The sequence below is a fragment of the Bradyrhizobium sp. USDA 3240 genome, from assembly GCF_054063295.1.
The window spans coordinates 6,523,062-6,535,802 of the sequence record NZ_JBSSGD010000002.1 but is presented as its reverse complement, the minus strand read 5'-3'; the positions used below and the strand labels follow the sequence as shown (position 1 = coordinate 6,535,802).

General features: G+C 65.4%; 14 protein-coding genes. 6 read left to right on the top strand and 8 right to left on the bottom strand.

What is annotated here, in order from left to right:
- Positions 1 to 55: 55 nt before the first annotated feature.
- The 4 genes from ACVIGA_RS31625 to ACVIGA_RS31610 form a co-directional block, all read right to left on the bottom strand.
- Entirely contained in the window at positions 56 to 1,564 is a 1,509-nt protein-coding gene (locus tag ACVIGA_RS31625; protein ID WP_456669074.1) for a glycosyltransferase family 39 protein, read from the bottom strand.
- Positions 1,565 to 1,820: 256 nt separating this feature from the next.
- Positions 1,821 to 2,597: a ribonuclease HII gene (locus ACVIGA_RS31620; RefSeq protein WP_456669073.1), complete on the bottom strand. Its 777-nt coding sequence runs from the start codon at positions 2,595 to 2,597 to the stop codon at positions 1,821 to 1,823.
- Between the two features lie 78 nt (positions 2,598 to 2,675).
- Complete coding sequence (locus ACVIGA_RS31615; protein WP_456669072.1) at positions 2,676 to 3,122, bottom strand: VOC family protein; 447 nt, start codon at positions 3,120 to 3,122, stop codon at positions 2,676 to 2,678.
- A 107-nt stretch (positions 3,123 to 3,229) separates the two neighbouring features.
- Complete coding sequence (locus ACVIGA_RS31610) at positions 3,230 to 4,408, bottom strand: PA0069 family radical SAM protein (RefSeq protein WP_456669071.1); 1,179 nt, start codon at positions 4,406 to 4,408, stop codon at positions 3,230 to 3,232.
- 164 nt (positions 4,409 to 4,572) lie between these two features.
- Between ACVIGA_RS31610 and ACVIGA_RS31605 the strand changes: the two genes are divergently transcribed.
- Complete coding sequence (locus tag ACVIGA_RS31605; protein WP_456669070.1) at positions 4,573 to 5,142, top strand: glycosyl transferase; 570 nt, start codon at positions 4,573 to 4,575, stop codon at positions 5,140 to 5,142.
- Between the two features lie 109 nt (positions 5,143 to 5,251).
- On the top strand, positions 5,252 to 6,178 hold the full coding sequence (locus tag ACVIGA_RS31600) for a bifunctional helix-turn-helix transcriptional regulator/GNAT family N-acetyltransferase (RefSeq protein WP_456669069.1): 927 nt from the start codon (positions 5,252 to 5,254) through the stop codon (positions 6,176 to 6,178).
- 126 nt (positions 6,179 to 6,304) lie between these two features.
- Here ACVIGA_RS31600 and moaB read toward each other — a convergent pair whose 3' ends face one another.
- Positions 6,305 to 6,868: a molybdenum cofactor biosynthesis protein B gene (moaB, locus tag ACVIGA_RS31595; RefSeq protein ID WP_456669068.1), complete on the bottom strand. Its 564-nt coding sequence runs from the start codon at positions 6,866 to 6,868 to the stop codon at positions 6,305 to 6,307.
- A gap of 179 nt (positions 6,869 to 7,047) precedes the next feature.
- Positions 7,048 to 7,977: a KPN_02809 family neutral zinc metallopeptidase gene (gene ypfJ / locus ACVIGA_RS31590; protein WP_375776468.1), complete on the bottom strand. Its 930-nt coding sequence runs from the start codon at positions 7,975 to 7,977 to the stop codon at positions 7,048 to 7,050.
- 379 nt (positions 7,978 to 8,356) lie between these two features.
- On the opposite strand from ypfJ, the gene ACVIGA_RS31585 reads away from it, so the two are divergent.
- The 3 genes from ACVIGA_RS31585 to ACVIGA_RS31575 all read left to right on the top strand — a co-directional run bounded on the left by ACVIGA_RS31585 (position 8,357) and on the right by ACVIGA_RS31575 (position 10,878).
- Complete coding sequence (locus ACVIGA_RS31585; RefSeq protein ID WP_097672884.1) at positions 8,357 to 9,490, top strand: site-specific DNA-methyltransferase; 1,134 nt, start codon at positions 8,357 to 8,359, stop codon at positions 9,488 to 9,490.
- Positions 9,491 to 9,733: 243 nt separating this feature from the next.
- The gene (locus tag ACVIGA_RS31580; protein WP_223969384.1) at positions 9,734 to 10,057 is read left to right on the top strand and encodes a hypothetical protein; all 324 of its coding nucleotides are present in this window, start codon (positions 9,734 to 9,736) and stop codon (positions 10,055 to 10,057) included.
- Between the two features lie 134 nt (positions 10,058 to 10,191).
- Positions 10,192 to 10,878 carry a glutathione S-transferase family protein gene (locus ACVIGA_RS31575; RefSeq protein ID WP_223969386.1) on the top strand — a complete coding sequence of 229 codons (687 nt, stop codon included), beginning with the start codon at positions 10,192 to 10,194 and terminating at the stop codon, positions 10,876 to 10,878.
- A gap of 66 nt (positions 10,879 to 10,944) precedes the next feature.
- On the opposite strand, the gene ACVIGA_RS31570 is transcribed toward ACVIGA_RS31575, so the two are convergent.
- Positions 10,945 to 11,085 (bottom strand): DUF1127 domain-containing protein, encoded by a 141-nt coding sequence (locus tag ACVIGA_RS31570; RefSeq protein ID WP_456670930.1) that lies wholly within the window; start codon positions 11,083 to 11,085, stop codon positions 10,945 to 10,947.
- A 37-nt stretch (positions 11,086 to 11,122) separates the two neighbouring features.
- On the bottom strand, positions 11,123 to 11,566 hold the full coding sequence (locus ACVIGA_RS31565) for a nuclear transport factor 2 family protein (RefSeq protein WP_456669067.1): 444 nt from the start codon (positions 11,564 to 11,566) through the stop codon (positions 11,123 to 11,125).
- A 151-nt stretch (positions 11,567 to 11,717) separates the two neighbouring features.
- Between ACVIGA_RS31565 and ACVIGA_RS31560 the strand changes: the two genes are divergently transcribed.
- Positions 11,718 to 12,632: a LysR family transcriptional regulator gene (locus ACVIGA_RS31560; RefSeq protein WP_223969389.1), complete on the top strand. Its 915-nt coding sequence runs from the start codon at positions 11,718 to 11,720 to the stop codon at positions 12,630 to 12,632.
- Positions 12,633 to 12,741: the final 109 nt, after the last annotated feature.

Below are 12,741 nucleotides of genomic sequence, written 5' to 3'. Positions count from 1 at the left end.
AGCAATTGCGCATCTGAGGTTCGATGCTTCGCATCACCCCGGAATGACGTGTTCCTTACGATCCCTTCGGCCGCACGATCGCCCAGCCGATCCGCAGCACCGGCTGCCGGCCGTTGACCAGCCGGTCGAACGAGCGCGGCACTTCCGGCACCAAGCCTGGGAAGCGCTGCGCGAGCTCGGGCGGCGGCGTGCCGGCGGTGTCCTGCGCGCGCCAGACCACGACGCCACCGGTCTCGTTGAATTTTGCGACCGACAGCCACGGCGTCCGTTGCGGCGCGGCGTCGAGCAAGAGATGTGGACGGCGCCCGTTCATCGCAATCAGGCTGGCGAGTTCTGGATCGCCGGCCACGGCGCGCAGGCGCTGGTTGGTGCGGCGTTCATAGCTGTCGTCGAAGAAACGGCCCATCGCGGCGGCCGGCAGCGAGGTCGGCACCTCGGTGGTGCTGGTCCAGGGCAGGAACAGCGCCGCCGCCACTGCGACCGCGGCGGGCGCAGCGACAGCGAAGGCCCACACCGAGCGCAACAGCCGCTGCCGCCTGAGATGGATCAGGTCGCCGGTCGCGACGACGACCGCGAGCCCCGACATCAGGAGCGCCACGCCGGCGCCGCCGAAGGCGCGATCCAGATCGAACAGCCCGGCGACGAAGCTGCTCACGATCGCCGGCGCGAACGCGAAGAAATAGACGAAGTGCTGCGCCAGCGGACTGACCGGCGGACGGTAGATGATCGGAGCATCCTCACGGTCGCGGGCGAACCAGCGCGAATTGAGGACCGCCAGCAGCACGATCGCAGCGGTCGCCACGATCAGCCCGCCGAGCACGACGCCCCAGCGCAGCGCGCGCGCCTTGAGATCGGAAAGCGCGGGCAAGGCCGGCAGCGCCAGCACGTCGGCGCGGAGCAGCCAGATCAGATAGGGCAGCGCCAGCACGATGATGACAAGCAGCGCATAGAGCGGATCGACCGCGCGCAGCGTGCGCCGCCCACGCTCGGTTGCGACCGCAAAGCCGACCACGAGCAGGATCATGCCGAGCGCCGCCGGTGTCGTCAGCAGCAAGAGGCCGCAATCGATCGACCAGGCGAACCAGGCGGCGCGCCGGTTCTGCCCGATCAATTGCCAGGAATGCAGCAGCAACAGCGCCCACAGCGGACGCGCCAGGATCAGCGGGCCGAACTCGACGCTTGGCGAGGAAAACACCACGACCGTCATCGACAACAGCACCGCCAGCACGCCCTGCGGCCCGCCGACGATGGCGCGCGCCAGCTGGTAGAAGGCGATGAAGGTGGCGATCTCGCAGACCTGCGCCAGCAGATAGACGCCGAACACGTGATTGCCGGCGGCGCGGAAGGCGATGTCGGCGAGCCAGAACGACAGCGGCGGCCCCATGTCGGTGCCGACCTGATATTCGCGGCCGAAGGCAAGGACGGTGGCGAGATTGCCGGGTGGGCTGCCGTAGAAGATCAGCGGCAGCAACAGCCAGATCGCGGCCTGCACCAGCACCACGACCCACACGACGAGGCGCGGCCGGGCGCGGATCAGTTCGACAACCAGGGAGGTAAACTGCATGAAACGCCCGAAATGCCCCAGCCACCTCGTCAGCGGCGCCATCTGATCCCTGAGGAGTTGATAACGGGCGGCGGCTGGAGAGGCAACCGGGGCCGATGAGTCCACGGTGCAAAGTCAAACACAGATGTCATGCCCCGCGAAAGCGGGGCATCCAGTACGCCGCGGCCGTGGAGTTAGGCACGGCTGTCTCTGGAATACTGGATCGCCCGGTCAAGCCGGGCGACGACAGCTTTGGGTGGGTTGGAGACGATGCGCGCTACGCGGCCGCGGATGCCGCGGCTTCGGTTTCGGCGTCCACCGCGAACAGATCGGGCTCGGCCGGCACCGGGAAATGCTTCAGCCGCGCGGCGACGACGGGGGCGAAGAAGCTGCGGTGATGGGTGCTGGGGCCGAGCCGGTCGAGCGCCTCGAGGTGCTCGGGGACGCCATAGCCCTTGTGCTGCTCGAAACCGTAGCCGGGGCAATCCAGCGCCAGCGCGCACATCAGGCGGTCGCGCGTCACCTTGGCGATGATCGAGGCCGCCGCGATCGAAGCCACGATGCCGTCGCCGCCGATCACCGCGTCGCAGTCGCAGGGCGTGGCGAGCTTGTCGCGGCCGTCGACGAAGACGTGCTTCGGCATTTCCGGCAGCGCATGGACGGCGCGCGCCAGCGCCCACAGCGAGGCGCGCAGGATATTGTCGCGGTCGATTCGTGCCGGCGAAGCCACCGCGACCGAGAACGCTGCGGTGGCGCAGATCTCCTCGAACAACTCCTCGCGCCGCTCGGCGGTCAGCCGCTTGGAATCATCGAGCCCCTTGGGAACGCGGTTGGGGTCGAGCACCACCGCGGCGGCGACCACCGGACCGGCGAGCGGCCCGCGCCCGGCCTCGTCGCAGCCGGCGACCGGCCAGATGCCGCGCTTGATCAGTGCGCGCTCGCGCCGAAAACTCGGCCGCGTCACGGCTATCACGCGCTTGCTCGGCTTGGCGGATTTGGCCGTCGCCTTCTTCGACGCGCTCTTTGCCGCGCTTTTGGACTTGTCCCGAATCATCCGGGGATGGTGGTCAAGCAAGGCCCGCGGCGCAACCGGGAACCCGGCGCCCTTCCCCGTTATTCAATCGGGCTGGCTCTAATCCGGGATCGACACCCGCCCGCTCTCGAGAACCTCAAAACCCGGCGCGCGCACCACTTCCCAGGCGTGGCCGTCGGGATCGCCGAAATAGCCGCAATAGCCGCCATAGCTGGTCGGCTGCGCGGGCTTGAGCAGTTTGGCGCCTCTCGACAGCGCGAACGCCATCACGCGATCGACCTCTGCGTCATCGTTGCAGTTCCAGGCGATCGACACACCGTGGAATGCTGAAGGCCGCGGCTGGTCGGGCAATCCGGCGTCGTCAGCGAGCAGATGCCACGGGAACAGCCCGAGCACGCTGCCGCCGGTGTCGAAGAAGGCAACCTCCTCGCCGGTCGCGCGCATCTTCCTGGCGAAGCCGAGGGACTCATAAAAGGCAATGCTGGCGCGCATGTCCCTGACGCCGAGCGTGAGGACGGTGAAGCGTGCTGTCGGGGCGTTACTCATATTTACCTTTCCCGTCATTGCGAGCGAAGCGAAGCAATCCATCGTACCGCATATACCGAAGCGTGGATTGCTTCGTCGCTTCACTCCTCGCAATGACGCCTGTGGTATCAAAACAAGCTCAGCTGCTCCCCGCTGCGCTTCGGCTTGGCGAAGTGATCGGTGGTCAGCTTGGTGCGGCGCTTGTTGAGGCCGAGCTTTTCGCAGGCGATCTCGAAGCGGCGACCGATCATCCAGGCCATCGGGCCGGTGCCCTTCATCCGTGTGCCCCATTGTGAATCGTAGTCGCGGCCGCCGCGCATGTCGCGGATCAGCGTGAAGACATGGCGGTAGCGATCGGGATAGTTCGCCATCAGCCATTCGCGGAACAGATCGCGGACCTCGAGCGGCAGCCGCAGCAGCACGTAGCTCGCCTCCCTGGCGCCGGCATGGGCTGCGGCATCGAGGATGCGCTCGATTTCGGAATCGTTCAGCGCCGGGATCACGGGCGCGACCATCACCGTGGTCGGGATGCCGGCATCAGCCAGCCGCTTGATCGCCTCGAGCCGTTTCGACGGGGTCGAGGCGCGCGGCTCCATGGTGCGGGCGAGTTTCGGGTCGAGCGTCGTCACCGAGAGCGCGACCTTGGCGAGATTGCGCTTGGCCATCCGCGCCAGGATGTCGATGTCGCGGGTCACCAGTGCCGACTTGGTCACGATGCCGACCGGATGGCCAGCGCGCTCGAGGACCTCGAGGATGCCGCGCATGATCTTCCGTTCGCGCTCGATCGGCTGATAGGGATCGGTGTTGGTACCGATCGCGATCATCCGCGCCTCGTAATCGGGCGCCGCCAGCTCCTTCTCGAGCAGCGCGGGCGCGTCCGGCTTGGCGAACAGTTTCGATTCGAAGTCGAGCCCCGGCGACAGACCGAGATAGGCGTGGGTCGGCCGCGCGAAGCAATAGACGCAGCCATGCTCACAGCCGCGATAGGGATTGATCGAGCGGTCGAAACCGATATCGGGCGAATCGTTGCGGGTGATCACCTTGCGCGAGGTGTCGAGCGCCACGCTGGTCGAAAACGGCGGCAGGTCTTCGAGGCTCTGCCAGCCGTCGTCGAAGGCAACCCGCGCCTCGGCCTCGTAGCGGCCACTGGCGTTGGACTGCGCGCCGCGGCCGCGCCGCCGCTCGCGCTCGATCGCGACCGCAAGCTCGGGAAAAGGGGCAGGAACAGGTGAAGGTGCACCCGCCGGGTTATCGGAGGGCGCCGTTACCGGCGGGTGCTTGAGGGCATGAGAGGATGCTCGGCTCATGTTTTGAAGCTAACACAGTTTGAGAACAAATCAAGAACACGAACTGAGAAAATCCACAACGTGATGGCGTAAAAATCTGCAGGCGAAAAGGCTGCTTTGAATATGACAAGGTGATAACACGGCCGGAGTTTCTCCATTGTTTGAGCCAGCGAAGCCTCAAAGTCATGCTGAGCGTGATCATTCCCACCGACGGAGTTGAGCGCACCGCGGTCGCAACATTGGCCGCGCTGGTGCCGGGTGCGGCCGCCGGCGTCATCCGCGAGGTACTGCTGGTCGACCGCACCGACAGCGATGTGATGGAACGCGTTGCCGACATCGCCGGCTGTCACTTCCTGCGTTTCGAGGGCACCCGCGCCGCGGCGCTTGCGGCAGGCGCGCGGCAGGCGCGTTCGCCCTGGCTGATGTTCCTGCATCCGGGCGCGGTGCTCGACGCCGGCTGGATCGAGGAGACCACCCAGTTCATCCAGATGGTGGCGGCGAGCGGCAAGGACCGCGCCGGCGTCTTCCGCTACGCCCGCGCGCCCTACACCGACCCCGGTCTGCGCGACGGCCTCAAATTCGTCGCCCGGATGATCACCGGACCCTCGGCCGAACAGGGCCTTCTGATCGCACGCGAGCATTACGAGCGGATCGGCGGCTACCGGCCGGACGCCCGCCGCTCCGAGGCGCGGCTGCTGCGCCGGCTCGGCCGCTCCTCCCGCACCATGCTGCGCAGCCGGATCATGGTGGCGTAGGGCATATTCAAGCGAAGCAGACACCGGTTCTCGCGAAGAAAACGCTCCGGAAAGCACTTGCCATTTATTTGATTCCGTCAAATAATATGTTTGATGAAATCAAATTCCCATGACACCTCGCTCGAGAGCCAGGTTTGCCGCGGTCCGCGGCTTCAGCCGGTTCTACACCCGCAAGCTCGGCATCATCGAGCCGAAGCTCTTGCACTCGACATTCACGCTGCAGGAAGCGCGGATCATCTACGAGCTCGCGCATCGCGCGGACTGCACCGCGACCGACCTGGTGCGCGATCTCGACCTCGATGCCGGCTTCGTCAGCCGCACGCTGGCAGCGCTGCAGCGCCGCCAGATCGTGACGCGCAAGCCGTCAAAGGCCGACAAGCGCGTCAACGAGGTGGCCCTCACCGCCAAGGGCCGCACTGCTGCCGCCGATCTCGACCGCCGCTCGCGCAGCGAGGTCGGGGCGCTCTTGAAGCAGATGGACGGCGGCCGCCGCGCAGCGGTGGTGCGCGCGATGGGCACGATCGAGCAGTCGCTGGAGCCGCCGGCCGAGAAGCCGGTGGGATTCCTGCTGCGCAGCCACCGCGTCGGCGACATCGGCTGGGTGATCTCGCAACAGGGTCGCGCCTACGCGGAGGAGTATGGCTGGGACATCAGCTACGAGGCGCTGGTGGCCGAGATCTGCGCGCAGTTTCTGCGATCGTTCGATCCGGCCTGTGAGCATTGCTGGATCGCTGAGGTCGACGGCGAGCCGGTCGGCTCGGTCTTCCTGGTCAACGGCGGCAACGGGATTGCCAAGCTGCGGCTGCTGGCGGTGGAGGAGAAGGCGCGTGGGCTCGGCGTCGGCCGTGCTTTGGTCGAGCAATGCATCCGCTCCGCACGCGAGATGGGCTACAAGAAGATGACGCTGTGGACCCAGAGCATTTTGGTCGCCGCGCGCGGCATCTATGCCCGCGCCGGCTTCCAGCGGATGAAGGAAGAGAAGCACCACAGTTTTGGCGTCGACCTGATCGGGGAAACGTGGGAGCTGGAGCTTTAGGACTCCATATCCCCGTCATTCCGGGATGCGCGGTCAGGCGCAGGCCCGGAATCCATCCGGCCACAGAACCCGCGGCGAAATGGATTCCGGGTTCGCGCTTCGCGCGCCCCGGAATGACGGTAGTGGCTACGCGCTCGCGCCCTTCGCCTTCGGGCGGCGCAAATGTTCATCCAGCCGCGGCATGATCTCGACGAAATTGCAGGGCCGCGTGCGGTAGTCGAGCTGCGCGGCCAGAATGCCGTCCCAGCCGTCGCGGCAGGCGCCGGGCGAACCGGGCAGGCAGAAGATGAAGGTCGCGCCCGCAACACCGGCGGTCGCCCGGCTCTGGATCGTCGATGCCCCGATCTTGGCATGGCTCAGCATGTGGAAGGCGATCGAAAAGCCGTCCATCCGCTTCTCGAACAGCGGCTCGACCGCCTCCGGCGTCACATCGCGGCCGGTAAAGCCGGTGCCGCCGGTGGTGATGACGGCATCGACGCCCACATCGCCGATCCAGCGCCGGATCACAGCCCTAATCGCCTCGACATCGTCGGTGACGATCTCGCGCGCCGCGAGCTTGTGGCCGGCCGCGGTCAGACGGTCGGCCAGCGTGGTGCCCGATTTGTCATCCGCCAGCGAGCGGGTGTCGGAAATCGTCAGCACCGCGATGTTGAGCGGGATGAAGGTTTTGGATTCGTCGGTCGAGGACATGGCCTGCTCTCTCACTCCCTCTCCCGCTTGCGGGGGAGGGTTGGGGTGGGGGTGTCACCGCAAGTCATATAGTGGAGAGAGCCCCACCCGCATCGCATCTAACGATGCGATGCGACCTCCCCCGCAAGCGGGAGAGGTAAACCGAGACCGCGGCTACGCCCGGCAATCAATCAACGCAGCTATCCCCCACCGAACGTGTTGCAAGCCTGCACCGTGCCCTGCTGGTAGCCGGTCATGAACCATTGCTTGCGCTGCGCAGCCGAGCCGTGGGTGAAGGAATCAGGCACCACCCTGCCCGTCGCCTGCCGTTGCAGCGTGTCGTCGCCAATCGCATTCGCCGTGGTCAGCGCGGCGTCGATGTCGCCGGCCTCGAGGAAGCCCGGCCGCTTCTTCTCCTCGCGGTTGACCCAGACGCCGGAGAGACAATCGGCCTGCAACTCGACCTTGACCTGAAGCGCGTTGGCCTCGGCCTTGCTGCCGGCCTGCTGCTGCAACCGGTTCACCCGCGGGATGATGCCGAGCAGGTTCTGGATGTGATGGCCGGCCTCATGCGCGATGATATAGGCCGCGGTGAACTTGCAGGCGTTGCCCGAGCAGCCGCGGAAGCGCGTCTCGACCTCGCGGAAGAAATTGGTGTCGAGGAAGATGGTCTTGTCCGGCGGGCAGTAGAACGGTCCCATCGCCGACTGCGCCATGCCGCAGCGGCCGCCATTGGTGGCGTTGCGGAACAGCACGATCTTCGGACCGGTGTAGGTCTGGCCCGAGGCCTGGAAGATCTCGCTCCAGCGATCGTCGATTTCACCCAAGATGCCGGCGATCATGCTGCCCATCTCGTCGGTCGGCGCGCCGCGCTTGGCCTGCCCGCCCGACGACTGGCGATCGGTCTGGTAGGTCGGAGCCTGGCCGCCGCCGGTGAGAATCTCGGCACCGCCGATCAGGATGCGCGGATCGATGCCGAAGGCATAGCCGAGCAGGCCGAGCACGATGACCGTGCCGATGCCGAGCCCACCGCCGCCCATCGGAAGCCCGAAGCCGCCACCACCGCCGCCTCCGCTGTCGTCGCGACGGTCTTCGACATCGTCGCTGCGGCGGAAATCATCATAGCGCATGGCGGTTTCCCTTCACTCCGGTCGGCGCCCCAATGCGGGACACACCAACCTAAAATTTCCATTCTGTTAATCAATATCCTGCCCGGCAAAAATTGCCTAGTCGTTAGACGCGCATCCTTTGGGCCGCGAACACTGCAAGCGGCGGCAATTTACCGGTCGAATCGTGCCGGATTGATGATCCGCAAAATTTTTCGCAGAACGCGCTGATGTTGCAGCACAACGCAAACGACACTGTGCCATGTCGCGCAAAAGATGCTGCAATCTTTTGCATGAACATTTCCAATTAAGTCGATTTTTACTTTGCCGGGTCAATGTGACGCCAGTCGGTTGTTTAGTCCCGCGTCGCCGACAGCGTCGCCTGAGTCAGAGTTCTTGAGTCATGGTAGTGTCGCGTCGCGGGGCGTCTGCAAGGGCGCCCCGCACTAAATTTGAGAGTGCCCCGTCGAGCCACATCGTCATAGGCGATTGCGTGGCCGAGTTGTCGAAGCTTCAGGCCGGCTCGGTCGACCTCGTCTTCGCGGATCCTCCCTACAATCTGCAGCTCAAGGGCGATCTCAAGCGCCCCGACGAGTCGCATGTCGATGCCGTCAACGACGACTGGGACAAGTTCTCGTCGTTCGCTGCCTATGACGATTTCACCCGCGCCTGGCTGCTGGCCTGCCGCCGCGTGATGAAGCCGTCGGCAACGCTGTGGGTGATCGGCTCCTATCACAATATCTTCCGCGTCGGCGCGATCATGCAGGACCTCGGCTTCTGGCTCCTGAACGACATCGTGTGGCGCAAGTCCAATCCGATGCCGAATTTCCGCGGCCGCCGCTTCACCAACGCGCACGAGACCATGATCTGGGCCGCGCGCGACGAGAAGGCCAAGGGCTACACCTTCAATTACGAAGCGCTGAAGGCGTCCAATGAGGACGTGCAGGCGCGCTCCGACTGGCTGATCCCGCTGTGCACCGGCGAGGAACGCCTCAAGGGCGACGACGGCAAGAAGGTCCATCCGACGCAGAAGCCCGAGCAGCTGCTCGCCCGCGTGCTGCTGTCGTCGTCGAAGCCCGGCGATCTCGTGATCGATCCGTTCAACGGCACCGGAACGACAGGCGCGGTCGCCAAACGACTCGGCCGCAACTATATCGGCTTCGAGCGCGACCGGACCTATGCCGCCGCCGCCGAAGCCCGCATCGCCGCGATCGAGCCGCTGCCGGCCGAGACCTTGGCCCCGTTCATGACCGCTCGCGAGGCGCCGCGGGTGGCATTCTCCGAACTGATCGAACGCGGCATGATCGTGCCCGGCGCCAAACTCGTCGATGCCAAGAAGCGCCATGGCGCCCTGGTGCGCGCCGACGGCGCCATCATGCTCGGCGACAAGGTCGGCTCGATCCACCGCATCGGCGCGGTCGCACAAGGCTCCGGCGCCTGCAACGGCTGGACCTTCTGGCACGTCGAGACCAAGACCGGCCTGAGGCTGATCGACGAACTGCGCGCCGAGATCCGCTCCGGGATGGCGGTGGGCTGAAGTCCCGCCGCGAATCCGGCGCCGTCTCTCCCTCTTCGTCATTCCGGGGCGCCGCAAAGCGGCGAGCCCGGAATCCATTGCACCACCTGCTATGCGGCCCGATGGATTCCGGGTTCTCGCTTCGCGAGCCCCGGAATGACGAGTGGAGAATGATGACGCCGTCTTGAACGTGGGCCGCCTTGTTGCGCCGCGGCGGCGGGCCTACATTGAGTCGCGTCACTTGCCGTTTCGATTGGTCGCCCGATGCGAAGACAATCCGAGACCTTGCTGCTGGTGCCGCTGTTGCCGATCTTCCTGCTCGGCATGTTTCCGATGCTGCTGATCGGCTTGCTCGGATTCTTCGGCCTGATCATTTTCGGCATCCTGCTGGTCTGCGTCGGCCTCACGCTCGCTCTCGAGGCGCATGGCGAGTTCAATGAAGAGATCATCGTGCACGGCTTTGCCCGCGGCTCGGAGCGCGCGACACAGCTTTCCAACCTGCACGCCGCGACCCGTTCCGCCGCCGTGCTGGACGTCGCGGGCGTTGCGCTGATCGTCGCGGGTATCCTGGGCTTCTTCTGGGGCTGACCAGCGCGACACGCGACCCTGATTCACAAACTCGTCGCTTGCGCATTGCAGCGAATTTTGCGCATGAGGGGCCAAGCGGCCCTCGCCCGCCGCGTCCCGATTTCGCCGGTCACAAGAACCAAGAGAGTCCCTTCATGATCAAATTCTATTTCAATGGTGCGCCGAACCCGAACAAGGTTGCCCTGTTCCTGGAAGAATCCGGCCTGCCGTTCGAGGCGATCCCGGTCGACACCCGCAAGGGCGAGCAGTTCGCGCCGGAATTCCTCAAGGTCAATCCGAACGGCAAGGTGCCGGCGATCGACGACGACGGGGTGCTGGTGTTCGACAGCAACGCCATCCTGCTCTACCTCGCCGAGGAGAACGGCAAGTTCCTGCCTGCCAATACGCCGGCCAACCGCGCCGCGACGCTGTCCTGGCTGATGTTCATCGCGACCGGCCTCGGTCCGTATTCCGGCCAGGCGGTGCATTTCAAGCATTTCGCGCCGAAGGACCTCGACTACGCCAACAACCGCTACCAGTACGAGGCGCATCGCCACTACAAGATCCTCGACGATCATTTGGCAAAGTCGCGCTACATGGTCGGCGACAGCTACACGATCGTCGACATGGCGTTCTGGGGCTGGGCGCGGATGGCGCCGTTCATCCTCGGCGAGGAAGGCTACGCGAAGTATCCGAACGTGAAGCGGCTGGTCGACGAGATCTCGGCGCGGCCGGCGGCGGCGCGCGCGATCGCGCTGAAGGACAAGCACACCTTCAAGGCGGAGATGGACGACTCGGCCCGCGACATCATGTTCGGCCACCTCAAGTCCAAGGTAGCGTAAGCCGTCCTTGAACGCTGCGCAGGGTGGGCGCGCTTCCGCGCTGCCCACCCAGACCATTTTCGCATCTTACGGCGGCCAGTACCTGCCGTTGTCGTACCGGCCTTGACGGGCGATGTCGGCGCGGCAGACGCCGATGTCCTGCAGTTCGCGTTCACTCATGGCAGCAAACTGCCGCCAGGCGCGCCGGTCCTCACCCCACTGCCGGATCCAGACCAGCGCTGCCGCGACTGCGGCCGTCAGTGCTTCAACCCGCAGCGCGAACCGCGGCCGCCGGAAACGGACCGAGCGCCTTCTCGGTCAGCACCGAGTCGCAATATTCCCGCACCTCCTTGATCTTGCCGCCGTCGAAGCGAAACACCATGCAATAGTCGTTGTCGTAACGCTGGCCTTCCCTGGTAAGGTTGTTGCCCTTGGCCTCGACCACGACGATATCTCCGTCGGCGATGATGCGACGGGCGACGGTGCGGGTCCGTTCCACCAGTCTGGAGCGGACGGTGCCGTGCAGATCATTCATGATCGACTGCTTGCCGGTGAAGGTGCGCGACCAGGAATATTGCCCGGTCACGGTCCAGATCGCATCGTCGGCAAGCGTCGCCATGAACAGCGATTTCTCGCGCACCGCGGGATCGGGATTGCTCGCGACCACGAATATCTCCTGCACCAGTTTCTTGTTGTCGGCTGCGCTCATGGCGCGTCTCCTTGCGATGGGTTGGCTCTGATTTCAGGCATTTCCTCACGCGAAGCGTTGTTCGCTTCGCGTGAGAACGCCTTGCCTCCCGATCATGCGGCGCCGGCGCACATTCTTCCAATCGATAGGTGGTATGATATATATTCACCTAATGAATTTGAATTCGCTTGACCTCAATCTGCTGGTCGCGCTCGACGCCCTGCTGCGCGATGCCAATGTCAGCCGCGCCGCGATGCGGCTCAACCTGTCGCAGCCGGCGACCAGCCACGCGCTGCAGCGGCTGCGCGACCTGATCGGCGATCCGCTGCTGGTGCGCAACGGCGCGCGGATGGAGCTGACGCCGCGGGCGCAGGCGCTGCGTTCGCCGCTGGCGCAGGCGCTCGACCAGGTGCGCACGCTGTTCGTCTCCGACGATTTCGACCCGGCGCGCAGCGAGCGGCATTTCCGCCTGATGATGCCCGACCTCGCGGTCGAGCTGCTGATGCCGCCGCTGATGGAGAAGGTGACGCAGCTGGCGCCGAACGTCACCATCGACGTCGTGCCGTGGCGGAGCTCGACGATCTTCACGCCCGACTTTGCCCGCACCATCGATCTCGTGATCTCGATCGGCAATTCCTTCAAGGGATTTCACCGCCAGCGGCTCTACACCGACATCGATGCGCTGGCAGTGCGGCGCGGCCATCCCGCCGGCGCCAGGCTCAGGAAGCGCGAAGCGTTCCTCGCGGCACGGCACGTCGCGGTGATCATCCGTGGCCACAACGAGGACCTGATCGACACCTGGCTGCGCGCCAAGGGCATCCAGCGCCGGATCGCGCTGGTGGTGCCGGGCTATATCGAGGCGCTGCACGTCACTGCGCGCACCGACCTCGTCGCCTTCGTGCCGCGCCGGCTGATCTCTGCGCTGGCAAAACAATTATCGCTGGTGACGGTGACGCCGCCGCTCGATCCCGGCATCGACGAGCAGCACATGTTCTATCCGACACGGGCCCAGATGGATCCCGGTTCGATCTGGCTGCGCCGGCTGATGCTGGAGACCGGTCGGGAGCTGGAGACGCGGAAGGTGTGACAGCACGCGCGCTCTCCACACGTCGTCCCGGCGAAGGCCGGGACCCATCACCACCGCCGTTCGCTATCGAGCACGGCGGCGGCCCCAGCGTCGTACCACAACCAAAACT

Excerpts from the sequence above, each read along its gene's own strand:
- ACVIGA_RS31585 (WP_097672884.1), top strand. The coding sequence starts at position 8,357 with ATGGTAGTGTCGCGTCGCGGGGCGTCTGCAAGGGCGCCCCGCACTAAA.
- ACVIGA_RS31610 (WP_456669071.1), bottom strand. The coding sequence starts at position 4,408 with ATGAGCCGAGCATCCTCTCATGCCCTCAAGCACCCGCCGGTAACGGCG.
- ACVIGA_RS31605 (WP_456669070.1), top strand. The coding sequence starts at position 4,573 with ATGCTGAGCGTGATCATTCCCACCGACGGAGTTGAGCGCACCGCGGTC.
- ACVIGA_RS31615 (WP_456669072.1), bottom strand. The coding sequence starts at position 3,122 with ATGAGTAACGCCCCGACAGCACGCTTCACCGTCCTCACGCTCGGCGTC.
- ACVIGA_RS31625 (WP_456669074.1), bottom strand. The coding sequence starts at position 1,564 with ATGCAGTTTACCTCCCTGGTTGTCGAACTGATCCGCGCCCGGCCGCGC.
- ACVIGA_RS31565 (WP_456669067.1), bottom strand. The coding sequence starts at position 11,566 with ATGAGCGCAGCCGACAACAAGAAACTGGTGCAGGAGATATTCGTGGTC.
- ACVIGA_RS31620 (WP_456669073.1), bottom strand. The coding sequence starts at position 2,597 with ATGATTCGGGACAAGTCCAAAAGCGCGGCAAAGAGCGCGTCGAAGAAG.
- ACVIGA_RS31560 (WP_223969389.1), top strand. The coding sequence starts at position 11,718 with ATGAATTTGAATTCGCTTGACCTCAATCTGCTGGTCGCGCTCGACGCC.
- ypfJ (WP_375776468.1), bottom strand. The coding sequence starts at position 7,977 with ATGCGCTATGATGATTTCCGCCGCAGCGACGATGTCGAAGACCGTCGC.
- ACVIGA_RS31575 (WP_223969386.1), top strand. The coding sequence starts at position 10,192 with ATGATCAAATTCTATTTCAATGGTGCGCCGAACCCGAACAAGGTTGCC.
- moaB (WP_456669068.1), bottom strand. The coding sequence starts at position 6,868 with ATGTCCTCGACCGACGAATCCAAAACCTTCATCCCGCTCAACATCGCG.
- ACVIGA_RS31600 (WP_456669069.1), top strand. The coding sequence starts at position 5,252 with ATGACACCTCGCTCGAGAGCCAGGTTTGCCGCGGTCCGCGGCTTCAGC.
- ACVIGA_RS31580 (WP_223969384.1), top strand. The coding sequence starts at position 9,734 with ATGCGAAGACAATCCGAGACCTTGCTGCTGGTGCCGCTGTTGCCGATC.